Raw genomic sequence first — 14,402 nt, 5'->3', positions numbered from 1 at the left:
CCTCACTAGATGGAAAGCGATGTTGCTGGCTTCGTCTTCCGCCAGCAGGCGGTTTTGAATGGCGATCCCTTGCAGTGACGTTCGATGGCGGACGTCAGAGGGGCGACGAGGGCATCCTGCGATGCTGTCAGCACGCCAAGCGGCAAAATGAAAATCTGAAGGAATCCGAATAAAAAGGATACAAGCGAATGCGAGCCAGACGGCAATGGCATAGTGGAAATTTTAGCAAAGAAAAAGGGCCACGTTAGTTAATAACATGGCCCTGAATGTTGGCGGAACGGACGGGGCTCGAACCCGCGACCCCCTGCGTGACAGGCAGGTATTCTAACCAACTGAACTACCGCTCCGCAACGTTCCCTCTTGTGTGGGAACGAGGCGAATATTACGGTTGCCTCGCCATTCCGTCAACGTCTTTTCTTATAAAAAGAGTCGTTTGCACAGTTTTTCAACGAACACGCGTTAATTATGCCGCTTAGGCGTCATTTCTATCCCGAGAGGCTGTTATTCGGCTGCTGCGCCGCCACGCCACAGGCAACTACCGCCCTTCTTTTGCACCAGATCCAGACGTGATTCGTGAGCCTGCAATTCTGCGTCACTGGCATAGATCACTTTCATCGCCGTAGCCGGGCGTTGGATGCGTTGGATATCCTGGGCTGAATCCGTCTGCTGGGTATCCCCCTCCATCTGGAAAGCCATCGAGGTCTGGCCACCGGTCATCGCCAGATAGACTTCCGCCAGGATCTCGGCATCGAGCAAAGCGCCGTGCAGCGTTCGCTTGGTGTTGTCTATCTCATAACGGTTGCACAGCGCATCGAGGTTGTTACGCTTGCCTGGAAACAGGCGGCGCGCCATCAACAGGCTGTCGGTAATGGTGCAGAAGGTCTCCGTCTTCGGGATATCTCGCTGCAACATACGGAACTCGTGATCCATAAAGCCGATATCGAACGCTGCGTTATGAATGACTAATTCGCCACCACGGATAAAGTCGATAAATTCAGCGGCGATCTGATCGAAAGTAGGCTTATCCGCCAGGAACTCATCGCTGATACCGTGTACGCCATAGGCTTCCGGATCCACCAGCCGATCCGGCTTGACGTAAACGTGGAAATGGCGCCCGGTCAGGCGACGGTTGATCACCTCAACGGCCCCGATCTCAATGATGCGGTGGCCTTCGTAGTGAACCCCTAGCTTGTTCATACCGGTGGTTTCGGTATCGAGAACGATCTGTCTGGTTGGTGTAGAGATCATAATGCTGTGCTCATGGCGCTGGTTTATGTCAGACTTGGTTTTTATAAAACTGATAGGAAGAGTCTACCAGAGATGCTTAAACAGGTAGAAATTTTCACCGACGGCTCTTGCCTTGGTAATCCAGGCCCCGGCGGTTACGGCGCAATTTTGCGTTATAAACAGCACGAGAAACTGTTCAGCGCGGGTTATTACCTGACGACCAATAACCGCATGGAGCTGATGGCCGCCATTGTGGCGCTCGAAGCCTTGACCACCCCCTGCGAAGTGGTGCTGAGCACCGATAGCCAATACGTCCGCCAAGGGATCACCAGTTGGATCCACAACTGGAAAAAGCGCGGCTGGAAAACCGCCGACAAAAAACCGGTGAAAAACGTCGATCTCTGGCAGCGCCTCGATCTGGCGATTGCCCGCCATACCATCCGTTGGGAATGGGTCAAAGGCCATGCCGGCCACCCGGAAAACGAACGTTGTGACGTGTTGGCACGTGATGCGGCTGGCAGCCCAACGCAGGACGACGTTGGCTACAAGCCCGAAGCTTAAGGCAGTTTGCGATAACTCTTGGTCGCGCCCACTGCGCGGCTGAGAGAGTGTTTTCTCGCCCCCACTTTCATCGGCGTTGGCGTCAGCGGCAAGGTTCGCTTGCGGGCTACAATCACGCTCATACAGCCAAGCGCCGGTAAATGCGTACTCAAGAAAGTCCCTCCCTTGCGCTGCCAAGGCAATACATGGAAGCGCGTCTGATCCAACACCTCATAATTAAGCAGGCTGAGCCAGTCCAACAGGCGCATCTGGGTAAACATCCGGCTGACGTAAGGCTGGTGTTTGCGCAACCGGGGGATCAGCTTCCCCAGACCTAGCAGGCTAAAAGGATTGAAACCGCTGATCACCAGCCAGCCATCGTCAATCATGACGCGATCGACCTCACGCAACATACGGTGTGGGTCATCGGCATAAGAGAGCGTATGGGCCAACAGGCAGGCATCGACGGACTTGGCTGCAAAGGGCAGTTGATAAGGATCGGCCTGCACATGCAGGTTATCCCCGGCCAATCCCACGTTAACCTGATGCGAAATGGCGCACTTTTCGCTATCCAACTCGGCGCTGAGATTGCCGATCTTCAACAGATGGAAACCAAACATCTTGGGCCACCAGGGCTGCAACTGCTGCTCCAACCCCTCACGATAGTATTCGCCCCACGGCAACCCGGCCCAGGAGTAAGGGCTAGTGAGCTTTTCTAGAGTCTGGGCTGGTTTCATGGTTTAGTATCTCTTTCAAGCCATTGCCAACGAGAGGTGTTCCATGAATCTTATCAGCATTCCCGCTTTTCAGGACAATTACATTTGGTTATTGGCTAACCAGCAAGGGCGATGCGTGATCGTCGATCCCGGCGAAGCTGGCCCGGTATTGGCGGCGTTGTCCCAACGGCAACTGACCCCCGACGCCATATTATTGACCCACCACCACCACGACCATGTCGGCGGCGTAGCGGAAATCGTTGCGCAATATCCGGATCTGCCGGTGTATGGCCCCCAGGAAACCGCCAATAAGGGAGCAAATCGGTTGGTTCAGGATGGCGATATCCTGGAAATTGGTGGGCGTAGCTACACCACCATCGCGGTTCCAGGGCATACCCTGGGACACGTAGCATTCTACAGTGCACCTTATATTTTCTGTGGAGATACGCTTTTTTCAGCGGGCTGCGGACGGCTTTTTGAAGGGACGGCAGAACAAATGTACCACTCATTTCAACGGCTCGCGCAACTTCCCGACGAAACCCTAATTTGTTGCGCACATGAGTACACGCTCTCAAACCTTAAGTTTGCCAGGACAATTTTGCCGCAAGACCGCCAAATTGAAACATATCAGCAACAAATTGAGCAATCAAGGGCAAAAGGCGTACCCAGCGTGCCCACAACGTTGCAATTAGAGCGTAAAATTAATCTATTTTTACGCTGCCATGACACTGATTTACAAAAGGAAATAGGCTTTAATTCGCCACCGAGCCAGCTTCATTCGGTTTTTTCCGAATTACGCCTGCGCAAGGATGCCTTCTAAGCTTTTAGTTGTGTTTTTTGGCGAAGCAAAGTATCCTTGCTCGTCTTTTAAGCAACTATATTGACACACACATGAAGGCTAAAGCGATACTTCTCGCCTCGGTCTTGTTGGTTGGTTGCCAGTCATCCTGGCAGGATGTACCGGCACCAAAGCAACATGCACAGAGTCTGTCTTCGGCAGGTCAAGAAAGTGAAGCAGGAGAGTACACAGCGAGTTCGGCACGGTGGCTAGACAGTAACAGTAGCGCCGCTCAGCAGAACCTGTGGAACTTCATTAGCGACGAGCTGAAGATGGAGGTTCCGGAAAACGACCGGATCCGTGAACAGAAAAGAAAATATTTAAAAAGTAAGAGCTATCTCCACGATGTAACATTACGGGCAGAGCCGTACATGTACTGGATAGTCGGGCAGATTAAGAAACGCAATATGCCGATGGAACTGGTACTGCTACCCATAGTGGAGAGCGCTTTTGACCCTCACGCCACGTCAAGTGCCAATGCCGCAGGGCTATGGCAGATCGTGCCGCAAACGGGTCGCAATTATGGTTTGAAAAACAATCAGTGGTATGACGGGCGCCGTGATGTTGTGGCCTCGACGACCGCTGCGCTTAACATGATGGAGCGTTTGAACCGCATGTTTGACGGTGACTGGTTATTGACCGTCGCTGCTTATAACAGTGGTGAAGGCCGAGTCATGCAGGCAGTTAAGGCGAATAAACGTCAGGGTAAGTCCACCGAGTTCTGGGCATTGTCGCTTCCGCGTGAAACGTCAATCTATGTCCCGAAAATGCTGGCACTGAGCGATATCATCAAGCACAGCAAAAAGTACGGCGTCAAGTTGCCAAAAACTGACGAAACCCGTGCACTGGCGCGTATTGATGTCGGGCAGCAGATCCAGCTGACTCAGGCGGCAGAGATGTCTGGGCTTTCTCTCACCAAGATGAAGGCTTATAACCCTGGCTACAAGAAAGGCGTTACGGCACCTAATGGGCCCCATTACATCATGGTTCCCAAAAAGAATGCCGCACAGTTGAAAGACTCGTTGGCCGACGGACAGATAGCTGCGACATTACCAACCACCCAGTTGGCGAAGAACAGCGGCCTGTCAGGCGGAAGTGCGTATAAGGTTCGCTCCGGCGATACGTTATCCACCATCGCCAAACGGTTGAACGTTAAGACCAGCGATTTGCAGAGTTGGAACAATTTGCGTGGCAAGAGCACGCTGAAAGTTGGGCAAACCCTGCAAGTGGCCAGCAATGCCAGAGATAACAGCAGCATCACCTACCAAGTACGTAAAGGTGATTCGCTATCCAGCATTGCACGTCGTCACGGCGTCGAAATTAACGACGTGATGCGTTGGAACTCAACGCTCGGCAAAGGCAGCAGTCTGCAACCCGGTGTGAAGCTGACGCTGTTTGTCAGCAACAAATCGTCGCCGGAAACCTAAGTTTTCGCTACAAAAAAAGCATCCCTCGGGATGCTTTTTTATTGGCCAAATTTCGCTACCAGACCGGTTTATCGGTTTGCGAATGGAACTCCACCAGCAGCGGATTGTGGTCTGAGGCCTGAGTCACCAGCACCGAGGCCTCTGTAACGCCCAGGTTGCGGTAAAAGATAAAATCCAACGGACGGCCAAAAGCTTTGCGGCGATGATCGTCGGCGAAGTTGACCTCGTGCAACGCCATATCGCTGGCAAATTGATACAGCGCGTTGATACGCTTGCGGCTCCAGGCGTTAAAATCCCCCGCCATGATCACCGGCCCCCGATGGAGGGCGATCTGCTCACCAATCGGGCCAAGCTGCTTGCTGTAAACATCCACTCCCAGACTAAAGTTCACCGCGTGGATATTCACGACCATCAACAGTTGACCATCTAATAAAGGATAGACGGTGATCAACGCCGACTTGGCCAAACGCAGCAGCGGCTCCCGCTCGCGCAACGGGCAACAATACACCGGATGTGCGGCCGCCAGCGTCATCACACCAGAAGGGTGTTGCGGCAACACAAAGGCGGGCACCTGATCGGCCGCCAGATAGTTAGAGGTGGCAAAGCTGACCAATTCCGGCGTGGTCTGCGCCTCCTGCAATAGCACCAGCTGCGCATCTTTACCGAAGTCTTTCAACACCGAAAGCCAATCGGCACGCTGCTGTTTGAAAATATTCCATACCATCACCCGCAGCGCACCAGACGTAGGCAACGCAGCCCCCGGCGGTAGCGGCTGATTGATGGCACCAGGGAAAATCCGTTCAACTGGCTGGCCCGCAACATACCTCATTGCATAAGTTCGTTTCGGCACGTTATTCGCCTATTTCCCGTTCGGATGAAAATCACGTTGATAGCAACATGGCTACCAAGACTAAATTGAGTATACGCCTGAGCGGCTCTGCCAACATGGCTTTTAGAGATCCAGTTATAGGGGCAAGGCGGGCCGATTTCAATCAATGCTGTGTATGTGTCTGTAAAGGTTCGCGCTGAATGCGAAAAGGCCCACTAATGCGGGCCAAGAAGAAAGGGGCTAGATGGGATCAGGCGAACTGCTGTTGGTAGCGTTTATCCAAACGGCCACTAAGGCCGATCAACAACAACGCCCCCACCACAATCAGCGCGCCGATCCAAGGCGTTTGCGCCAACCCTAGTGAGGCTACGGTCTGTCCACCAATCACTGATCCCAGTGCGATCCCCACGTTGAAAGCCGCAATATTCAGGCCAGAAGCAACGTCTACCGCGTTCGGCGTGTACTGCTCAGCCTTCTGCACCACATAAACCTGCAAGCCTGGCACATTGCCAAAGGCAAATACCCCCATTACCACCACCGTCAGCAGCGCAGCGACGCTGTGGCTGGCGGTAAACTGAAACACCAACAGCAAGGCGGCTAACGCGGCAAAGATAAAGCTCAATGCACGTACCGCGCCATGACGGTCGGCCAGCTTGCCCCCCCAGATGTTACCGATGGCTACCGCAATGCCATAGGCCAGCAAAATCCAACTGACGGCCGGAGCCGAAAAACCAGCCAGCTCCTGCATCATCGGTGCCAGGAAGGTAAAGGTCGTAAATACCCCGCCGTAGCCCAATGCGGTCACGGCGTAAATCAGCAGCAAGCGCGGGTGAGTCAGCACTTGCAGCTGATCGCGGATGCTGGCACTGGCCTGGTTCTTGATGTTGTTCGGGATCAGGATCAGGCTGGCAATAATCGCCACCATTCCAATCAACGACACCGCCAGGAAGGTCTCACGCCAGCCGAAGTGCTGGCCGATAAATGTGCCTAGCGGCACGCCGGTCACCAGCGCAACGGTCAAGCCACCAAACATGATGGCGATGGCCGTTGCCGCCTTCTCTTTGGCTACCAGGCTAGTCGCAATGGTTGAACCCACTGAGAAAAACACCCCGTGTGCCAGGCCAGTCAGTAAACGAGCAACCACCAGTGACTCATAGCTCGGTGACTGCCAGGCCAGCAGATTGCCAAGGGTGAACAGCACCATTAAGCCCACCAGCAGCATCTTGCGCGGCACTCGGCCGGTTAATGCAGTCAGTACCGGAGCACCGATCGCCACCCCAATGGCATAAAGGGTCACCAGCAACCCTGCAGAGGGCACAGTGACGTTCAACTGCCCGGCGATGGTCGGGATCAATCCGACAATCACAAACTCCGTGGTGCCGATGGCATAGGCACTGATGGTCAAGGCAAGTAAAGCGAGAGGCATTGCTAACTCCAAAATAGCGTTCGGGTTGATAGCGGTGATTATCTGCCTGTGCTTAAATGATAAAAATGCTCAAAATTTCAAATAAATTTTGCTGATGGAGCAACAATGAAGGCAAATTCGGATGAACTGATCACCTTTGTCACCGTGGTGGAATGCGGTAACTTCAGCCGCGCGGCGGAGCACTTGGAACAGGCAAACTCGGTGGTCAGCCGTACGGTAAAAAAGCTGGAGAGCAAGCTGGGGGTCACGCTGCTCAATCGCACCACCCGCCAGATAAGCCTGACGCAGGAGGGAGAAAACTATTTCCGCCAGGTGCAGAAAGTCCTGAGCGATATGGCCGCGGCGGAAAATGCGCTGATGGAGAGCCGCCAGCGGCCCCAGGGCCTGTTGCGCGTGGATGCCGCAACGCCGGTCGTGTTGCACGTACTGACCCCATTGGTTGGCGAGTTTCGTGCCCGCTACCCGGAAATGTCGCTCTCGCTAGTCTCGTCAGAAACCTTTATCAACCTGATTGAGCGCAAGGTCGACATTGCCATCCGCGTGGGGGAACTGACAGACTCAAGTTTGAAGGCCCGCAAACTGATGACCAGCTATCGAAAAATTGTGACGTCACCAGCCTATCTGCAGCAGTTCGGTACCCCGCAAAGCGTGGAGGATCTGGCGCAACACTGCTGCATCGGCTTCAACGATCTGCCCAATCTGAACCGTTGGCCATTAGCCTGCGCCGATGGCCGGCAGTTGGAGATCACTCCGGGGTTGACCACCAACAGCGGAGAAACACAGCGCCACCTTTGCCTACATGGCAACGGTATCGCCTGCCTGTCGAACTTTATGATCGATGAGGATATCCAGCGTGGGGATTTAGTGCAGATCCTGGTCAAGGAGACACTGCCGGTTGCCGTGCCGGTCAATGCGGTTTATTACAGCGACAGCGCCGTAAGCAACCGCCTGCGCAGCTTTATCGACTTTCTTAGTGAAAGCCTCACACCTCGCTAACCTGTCCGATGTTGTAACCAGAATGTGGTGGGAGTCAGGCCACCCAGCTTCTTCTGCGGCCAGTGTTGGTTATAGCTGGCACAGAGCGCTTGCAGCACAACATCCAGCGAAGAGTTCTCCGCTACTGGTAACAGGTCCGCCAGTTGGCTTTCGAGCCGCAGCACAATCTCCATTTGCGGTAGCGCGGGTTGTTGCAACCTTATCCCCTGCTCCCGACACCATAGCTGTAAGGGATGGGCCTGAGACTCGCGATTGCCGAACAGCTTTTTATTTTCAGTCTCAATAGATTGTATATCACCTGGGCAGTGCGGTAACAGTTCCTTCAGCCAGTTGACCACCAGCATCGGCGAGGCTCCCGCAAAGGCTCGTGCACTCAGCCAGCCGCTGACCTTCTCTTCGGCCCACAAGAGGTGTTGCTCGCCGCCATCTTCGGCCGATAGGCTAATTCGTTGATAAAAAAGAGCGAGAGTTCCCGGCAGTTCACCCGCTTTTACCGCCTTTTTACCTCGTAGCGCCCTATTTTCTGCCTCACTACGCTGGCCCACACCGCGCAGATAGCGATCCAAGCCCGCACGGGAGATCGGCTGTTGCATGCCCTGAACCACCACCACCAGCAGCTCATCCAGCGGCAGCTGTAATTTTTGTCTCAGCCAGTTGATAAGCAAACTCTGTTCGTCTGTCAGTGCCTTGCGAAGGCTCTTGGGCACCGTATGGCGATCGGCGACATCCTGGCGCTGCCGCCAACGGCGTACCGTCGCCACGGAAATACCCAGCTCCTGCGCCAATACGCGATCGCTTTTATCCGATTGCTGGATATAACGCCGTACTCGTGGGGTAGTGGTCGCATTGGCATGTAGCTTGATTTCCATCGTAGACTCCACACTAAAATTGATGCCTCATCATAACTAATCTTGTGAGATATTTTATAAATTCACCTCACACTGTGAACTGATTCACCTTTCTTTAAAATCCATTCACTGATAATCCCAGCCAATAAGTCGCCACCCTTACCTGTTTCCTCCAATACGCATACCTATGGGGTTTACCATGAACAACGCTCTGGGATTTCTTGAAGCCAAGCTGATGCCTCTGGCGGCCAAGGCCGCACAGCAGAGGCATTTGTGTGCCATTCGCGGTGCCTATGTTTCCTTTATGCCGTTCATTATCGTCGGCTCGATCCTGCTGGTGATCTCATCGTTCCCCAATCAGGGTTACCAGCAGTTTATGGCGGGCCTGTTTGGTGCCAGCTGGAGCAATATCATCGAGATCCCGTTCAACGCGGTGTTCTCCACCATGTCGCTGTTCGTCAGTTTCCTTACCGCTTACCGCCTGGCGGAACATTATGATGAGGATCGCGTCTCCAGCGGTATTCTGTCGCTGGTATGCTTCCTGATCCTCACGCCGTTTATCAAGGTAGAAGCCTTGGGCAATATCAATGTGATCCCGACCGAGTGGATCGGCAGCAAGGGGCTGTTTGTGGCGATGATCGGCTCACTGCTGTGGACCGAACTGTTCTGCTACCTCAAGCGCCGCAAGCTAATCATCAAAATGCCCGAAGGCGTGCCACCTGCGGTACAGGAATCCTTCGCCGCTCTGCTGCCTGCACTGTTCGTGATCATTCTGGTGCTGGCGATCCGTATTCTGTTCGAACACACCAGCTACCAAACCATTCATCAGTTTATTTATAACGTAGTCGCCACGCCGGTACGTCACTTTGGCACTTCCTATATTGGCGCTCTGCTGACGGTGTTGAGTATCACCATCCTATGGTCGGTGGGGATCAACTCTGGTTCGATGGTCAACGGCATCATCCGCCCGCTGTGGATGGAAAACCAGACCGACAACATCGCCGCTATCCAGGCCGGGGTCACGCCACCGCACATCGTCACCGAACAGTTCTTCGATATGGTCTGGATGGGCGGTGCTGGTGCCACCCTGTCGCTGGTGATCGCCATTCTGTTCTTTGCCCGTAGCAATAGTATTCGCGAAGTAGGCCGCATGGGGGCCGCAGCTTCAATCTTCAACATTAATGAACCGATCCTGTTTGGCCTGCCAGTGATCATGAACCCCATCATGCTGATCCCCTTCAACCTGGTGCCGGTGGTGTTGGTTACCGTGCAATACGTGGCGATGAAGGTGGGGGCCGTCGCCGTCACTACCGGGGTATTTATCCCCTGGACGCTACCGCCGGTGATCAGTGGCTTTATCGTGACCGGCCATTTGAGTGGCAGCCTGATGCAGATCGTTAACCTGCTGATCGGTGCCATGCTTTATCTGCCTTTCCTGCGCATTCTGGACAAACAGTATCGCGCAGCCGAAACATCAGGAGTTTGATATGTGGGGAATGATTGCAACCTGGCGTATGGCACTGGAAGGCGTCACCCAGGCCAGTGAAACGCTGAAAGCCGGGGCAAGCGCCACACAAAGCGTGGTTAGCGCGGTGGCGGAAGTGGAGGATTTTCCGTTTTATAAATCTGTCGGTTACGGTGGTCTACCTACCGAAAATGGTGAGGTAGAACTGGATGCGGCCTTTATGGATGGCGATACGCTGGCCTTTGGTGCCGTTGGCAACCTGGTGGATATCGCTAACCCGGTGAAGGTTGCCCAGGCGCTGAGCCGCGAACGCTTCAACAGCGTCCTGGTGGGAGCTGGCGCACGTGAGTGGGCCCTTAGCCAGGGTTTTGCCGACAAGACCATGCTCACCGAGCGTGCAACCCAGCACTATCGTAAGCGCTGCCGCGAAACCATCGATAAGGGCCTTAGCCCCTACGATGGCCACGATACCGTCGGCATTATCGGCCTCGATCTGCATGGTTCAATGAGCGTGGCCACGTCTACCAGCGGGTTGTTTATGAAACGTCGTGGCCGCCTGGGTGATTCACCGGTGATTGGTTCCGGTTTCTACTGTGACAGCCAGATCGGTGCCGCAACCGCCACGGGCGTGGGTGAAGACCTGATGAAAGGCTGCACCAGCTATGAGATCGTGCGTCGTATGCAGCAAGGTATGACGCCACAACAGGCGGCCGATTCGGTCGTCTTCGAGTTGGAAGATCGGCTGATAGCCCGCTTTGGCCGGGTGGGCGATCTCTCCGTAGTCTGTATGAATCGGCAAGGGGAGTTCGGTATTTCTACCAATATCAAAACTTTCTCGTTTGTGGTCGCCAGCGCTATCCAGCCACCAACGGTGTACCTGGCAGAACGCCGCGCCGAGCATACCCACTTCACCCCAGCCAGCGAGCAATGGCTAGCCGACTATGCCGAGCGCATTCGCGCGCCGATTGAGGAGATCCATTTTGATTAAATATCGGTTACAGAGTGAAATCCCCGCATGGGGAGTTAACAGCCATGTGATTAGCTACCCCGGCAGCCCACTGCAATTACCCTGCAATGCAGCTCTGTTACAGGAACTCCATGCCACCGCCCAGCAGCAAATCGCCGACTGCGCCTATGGCTGTGCTCCGGCAGGCCGCGTCACGCTGTTGCCAAAAACGTTCTGGTTCGATGGGCAAACCAGCAAGCTGGTCACCGCACTGCGTCCTCTACTACGCAGTGGTACTAGTACGCAGTTGATTGTCGACTGCACGGCGTTTGATCACCGCAGCCTGCCGGCACTGACCCCTCTGCTGCATTTCCTGTTCAACCTGGATTACCAACTGAGCGATCTCGGGCTGAAAAAGGCAGAAACGCCGCCCACACCGCGTATCCAGGAGTTGGTGTTCTATTGCCAGCCGGAGCAGCGAGCCACTCTCGAGCCACGCCTGTCTCAAGCGGCTGCCACCGCCATAGGGATGAAGGCAGCACGACGCATTGCCGACATGCCAAGCGATCGCTGCACCCCGGCATTCTTTGCCAGCGAGATCGCCCGCCAGATTGCCCCCTATCCTAGCCTGAGCTGCGAAGTGTTGGATGAACAGCAGATCGCTGAACAAGGTCTGGGCTTGCTACAGGCCGTAGGTAAAGGTGCCGATAATCCTCCGCGTCTGGTGGTGATACGTTACCAGGGGAGCGTCACTGGCCCCTTCAGCGCCTACGTGGGCAAAGGTATCACTTTCGATACCGGTGGCCTGTGGCTAAAGGGCGGCGATGGCATGTACACCATGAAATATGACATGTGCGGCGCAGCTAACGTCTTTGGCCTGATGCTGGCCGTGGCAGAACTCAAGCTGCCGGTCAGTCTGGTTGGCGTACTGGCGCTGGCCGAAAATATGATTGGCCCGGCAGCGATGCGCCCTGGAGATGTCGCAACCAGCTACAGCGGCTTAACCGTGGAAATCAACAACACCGATGCCGAGGGGCGACTGGTGCTGGCCGATGGCATCGCCTACGCCAGCAGGTTGACCAATAATCAGCGGCCGCCAGAATACGTGATCGATCTGGCTACGCTCACCGGCGCGGTGGTCAAGGCCTTGGGTTACGATCTTAGCGGCCTGATGACCGAGGATGAAAACCTGCGTCACGATCTCACTCAGGCAGGCTTGCGCAGTGGCGATCCTCTGTGGTCGTTGCCGTTGGACGATCGCTTCAGCAAACAGGTGGAGAGTCATATTGCCGACCTGTGTAACACGCCGACCAACAATGCGGCGATCAGTACCTCCGCCGCCTACTTCCTGAGTCGTTTCAGCCCGGCGAATATTCCCTGGGCACACCTTGATATCAGCGGCACTGCGTTGTGGCGCGAAAATGGCCGTAGCGTGGCCTCTGGCCGACCGATCCCACTTTTAATCCAGCATTTGCTGGAACGCCTGGAGAAATAACATGAAAAAGATCCTGTTAGTGTGTGACTTGGGTATGTCCACCAGTCTGCTGGTGAAAAAGATGCAAGAAGCAGCCAAAGCGCGCGGCATTGACGCCGAGATCTGCGCCAAGTCGATCCGTGAATACAAAACGGCGGTAACCGAATTTGACGTCGCACTGCTGGGGCCGCAGATCCGCTATAAGCTGGCAGAGTGCGAGAAGATTGCCCACGAGCACCATAAAAAAGTCGCCTGCATCGATATGATGGCCTACGGCACCATGAAGGGTGACAAGGTATTGGATCAAGCCCTGGCGCTGATTGAGGAAGCCTAATATGGATTTGGAAAACGAAGTGATGGAGCTGATTGCCAATGCGGGTTACGCCCGCAGTCTGGTGTTTCAAGCCATGCGCTGTGCGCGCGAAGAAGAAGATTTCGTTCAGGCCGAACAGTATATGCAACAAGCGCAGGAAGCACTCTCTGGCGCTCATCAGGTACAAACTAAACTGATCGAAATGGACGAAGGCAGCGGTAAAATTCCGGTTCATCTGGTGATGGTCCATGCACAGGACCATCTGATGAACGCGATTATGCTGATGGAAATGGGCCGAGAGATTATCGCCCTGCACCAAAAGATCGCTCGTTAAAATCAGCTAAGCCGTCTGTGGCCTCAAAACCACAGACGGCCAACCTATCAATCCCAGTTTGGTGCCAGACCTTCCGGACTAACCAGGCGACCATTGCATTCCAATGCTGCAACCGCCGCCATTTCATCATCAGACAGCGTCAATTGCTGAGCCAACAGGTTGCTTGCCAGATTTTCACGCTTGGTCGAAGACGGGATCACCGCATATCCCAGTTGCATAGCCCAAGCCAGGATCACCTGAGCGGCGGTCACGTCACGGCGCTTGGCGATATTATTGATGACTTCATCCTGCAACGCCTTGCCATAAGCCAGCGTCATATAGGAGGTGATGGCAACGCCATGTTGTTTTGCAAATTCAACCACCTGACGGTTTTGCAGATACGGTGAGAGCTCGATTTGGTTGGTGGCAATCGCATCAGCCCCCACCGCATCAATAGCGCGCTGCATCAGTTCAACGGTGAAGTTGGAAATACCAATCTGACGCGTCAGTCCGAGTTCCTTAGCCTTCACCAACTCCGCCATAGACTCGGCAACCGAGACTTCATCGTTCGGTGACGGCCAGTGGATCAAGGTCAGATCCACATAGGAGGTTTGCAGCTTTTTCAGGCTTTCTTGCAGGCTAGGGACCAGTTGGTCTTTGCCCAGGTTGGCGATCCAGATTTTGGTGGTGATAAATAGCTCTTCACGTTTCACGCCACTGGCCGCGATAGCTTGGCCTACGGCCGCTTCGTTCTCATAGATTTGTGCGGTGTCGATGGCACGGTAGCCCAGTTCCAGAGCGGTGCTAACGGAATCGATCACCACTTGATCTTGTAGACGGAAGGTACCTAAGCCAAATGCAGGGATGCTCATAATTGTGTTCTCTCGGTTTGTTTATCAAAACAGCTTGAGAGGATTATGGCAGCAGTTTTGTTGATCAAAAACGCCCTATTGTGCATAAGACTTTTGATTAGCAGGCAACAATAATCAGAAATTGACGCTAATTGAGGCAGGAATTAGTCGTTGATGAGTTTAATTTAAGCAA

Annotated in this window: 14 protein-coding genes, 1 tRNA gene and 1 pseudogene; 9 read left to right on the top strand and 7 right to left on the bottom strand. The window is 54.3% G+C overall.

Going from position 1 to position 14,402, the window contains the following annotated elements:
* Nucleotides 1–270 precede the first annotated feature (270 nt).
* Nucleotides 271–347, bottom strand: a tRNA-Asp gene (locus tag N6G83_RS30635).
* Between the two features lie 154 nt (nucleotides 348–501).
* A complete protein-coding gene (gene dnaQ, locus N6G83_RS30630; RefSeq protein ID WP_021181966.1) occupies nucleotides 502–1,248 on the bottom strand; it encodes a DNA polymerase III subunit epsilon in 747 nt (248 codons plus the stop codon).
* Here dnaQ and rnhA point away from each other — a divergent pair.
* Nucleotides 1,202–1,788, top strand: a pseudogene (gene rnhA, locus N6G83_RS30625) (ribonuclease HI). The gene dnaQ and the pseudogene rnhA overlap by 47 nt on opposite strands.
* On the opposite strand, the gene N6G83_RS30620 reads toward rnhA, so the two are convergent.
* Nucleotides 1,785–2,504: a class I SAM-dependent methyltransferase gene (locus N6G83_RS30620; protein ID WP_024529025.1), complete on the bottom strand. Its 720-nt coding sequence runs from the start codon at nucleotides 2,502–2,504 to the stop codon at nucleotides 1,785–1,787. The pseudogene rnhA and the gene N6G83_RS30620 overlap by 4 nt on opposite strands.
* 43 nt (nucleotides 2,505–2,547) lie before the next feature.
* Here N6G83_RS30620 and gloB point away from each other — a divergent pair, with 43 nt between their 5' ends.
* On the top strand, nucleotides 2,548–3,303 hold the full coding sequence (gloB, locus tag N6G83_RS30615; protein ID WP_211136341.1) for a hydroxyacylglutathione hydrolase: 756 nt from the start codon (nucleotides 2,548–2,550) through the stop codon (nucleotides 3,301–3,303).
* Between the two features lie 71 nt (nucleotides 3,304–3,374).
* Nucleotides 3,375–4,748, top strand: coding sequence for a murein transglycosylase D (gene mltD, locus N6G83_RS30610; protein ID WP_037434951.1), 1,374 nt, complete (start codon nucleotides 3,375–3,377; stop codon nucleotides 4,746–4,748).
* Between the two features lie 55 nt (nucleotides 4,749–4,803).
* On the opposite strand, the gene N6G83_RS30605 is transcribed toward mltD, so the two are convergent.
* Both N6G83_RS30605 and N6G83_RS30600 read right to left on the bottom strand, forming a co-directional pair.
* Nucleotides 4,804–5,598, bottom strand: coding sequence for an endonuclease/exonuclease/phosphatase family protein (locus N6G83_RS30605; RefSeq protein ID WP_024483606.1), 795 nt, complete (start codon nucleotides 5,596–5,598; stop codon nucleotides 4,804–4,806).
* Nucleotides 5,599–5,827: 229 nt separating this feature from the next.
* Entirely contained in the window at nucleotides 5,828–7,003 is a 1,176-nt protein-coding gene (locus N6G83_RS30600; RefSeq protein WP_211136340.1) for an MFS transporter, read from the bottom strand.
* A gap of 105 nt (nucleotides 7,004–7,108) precedes the next feature.
* Between N6G83_RS30600 and yafC the strand changes: the two genes are divergently transcribed.
* Nucleotides 7,109–7,999 (top strand): DNA-binding transcriptional regulator YafC, encoded by an 891-nt coding sequence (gene yafC / locus N6G83_RS30595; RefSeq protein ID WP_211136339.1) that lies wholly within the window; start codon nucleotides 7,109–7,111, stop codon nucleotides 7,997–7,999.
* Here yafC and N6G83_RS30590 read toward each other — a convergent pair.
* The gene (locus N6G83_RS30590; RefSeq protein ID WP_211136338.1) at nucleotides 7,996–8,868 is read right to left on the bottom strand and encodes a hypothetical protein; all 873 of its coding nucleotides are present in this window, start codon (nucleotides 8,866–8,868) and stop codon (nucleotides 7,996–7,998) included. The two genes, yafC and N6G83_RS30590, sit on opposite strands and share 4 nt — an antisense overlap.
* A gap of 178 nt (nucleotides 8,869–9,046) precedes the next feature.
* Between N6G83_RS30590 and N6G83_RS30585 the strand changes: the two genes are divergently transcribed.
* From N6G83_RS30585 to N6G83_RS30565, 5 genes are read left to right on the top strand one after another with little or no spacing between them, the layout of a single operon-like run.
* Entirely contained in the window at nucleotides 9,047–10,333 is a 1,287-nt protein-coding gene (locus N6G83_RS30585) for a PTS sugar transporter subunit IIC (RefSeq protein ID WP_024529031.1), read from the top strand.
* 1 nt (nucleotide 10,334) lies between these two features.
* Nucleotides 10,335–11,300 (top strand): N(4)-(beta-N-acetylglucosaminyl)-L-asparaginase, encoded by a 966-nt coding sequence (locus N6G83_RS30580; RefSeq protein WP_211136337.1) that lies wholly within the window; start codon nucleotides 10,335–10,337, stop codon nucleotides 11,298–11,300.
* A complete protein-coding gene (locus tag N6G83_RS30575) occupies nucleotides 11,293–12,753 on the top strand; it encodes a M17 family metallopeptidase (protein WP_248006674.1) in 1,461 nt (486 codons plus the stop codon). The genes N6G83_RS30580 and N6G83_RS30575 overlap by 8 nt, the downstream gene beginning before the upstream one ends.
* 1 nt (nucleotide 12,754) lies before the next feature.
* Complete coding sequence (locus tag N6G83_RS30570; RefSeq protein ID WP_024483599.1) at nucleotides 12,755–13,066, top strand: PTS sugar transporter subunit IIB; 312 nt, start codon at nucleotides 12,755–12,757, stop codon at nucleotides 13,064–13,066.
* Nucleotide 13,067: 1 nt separating this feature from the next.
* Complete coding sequence (locus N6G83_RS30565; RefSeq protein WP_024529034.1) at nucleotides 13,068–13,379, top strand: PTS lactose/cellobiose transporter subunit IIA; 312 nt, start codon at nucleotides 13,068–13,070, stop codon at nucleotides 13,377–13,379.
* 47 nt (nucleotides 13,380–13,426) lie between these two features.
* Here N6G83_RS30565 and dkgB read toward each other — a convergent pair whose 3' ends face one another.
* Nucleotides 13,427–14,230: a 2,5-didehydrogluconate reductase DkgB gene (gene dkgB, locus N6G83_RS30560; RefSeq protein ID WP_211136335.1), complete on the bottom strand. Its 804-nt coding sequence runs from the start codon at nucleotides 14,228–14,230 to the stop codon at nucleotides 13,427–13,429.
* Between the last annotated feature and the right edge of the window lie 172 nt (nucleotides 14,231–14,402).

This window comes from Serratia sp. PL7, from assembly GCF_945957435.1.
Note: the sequence above shows the minus strand (reverse complement) of the source record. Positions and strands in the feature narration are given on the sequence as shown.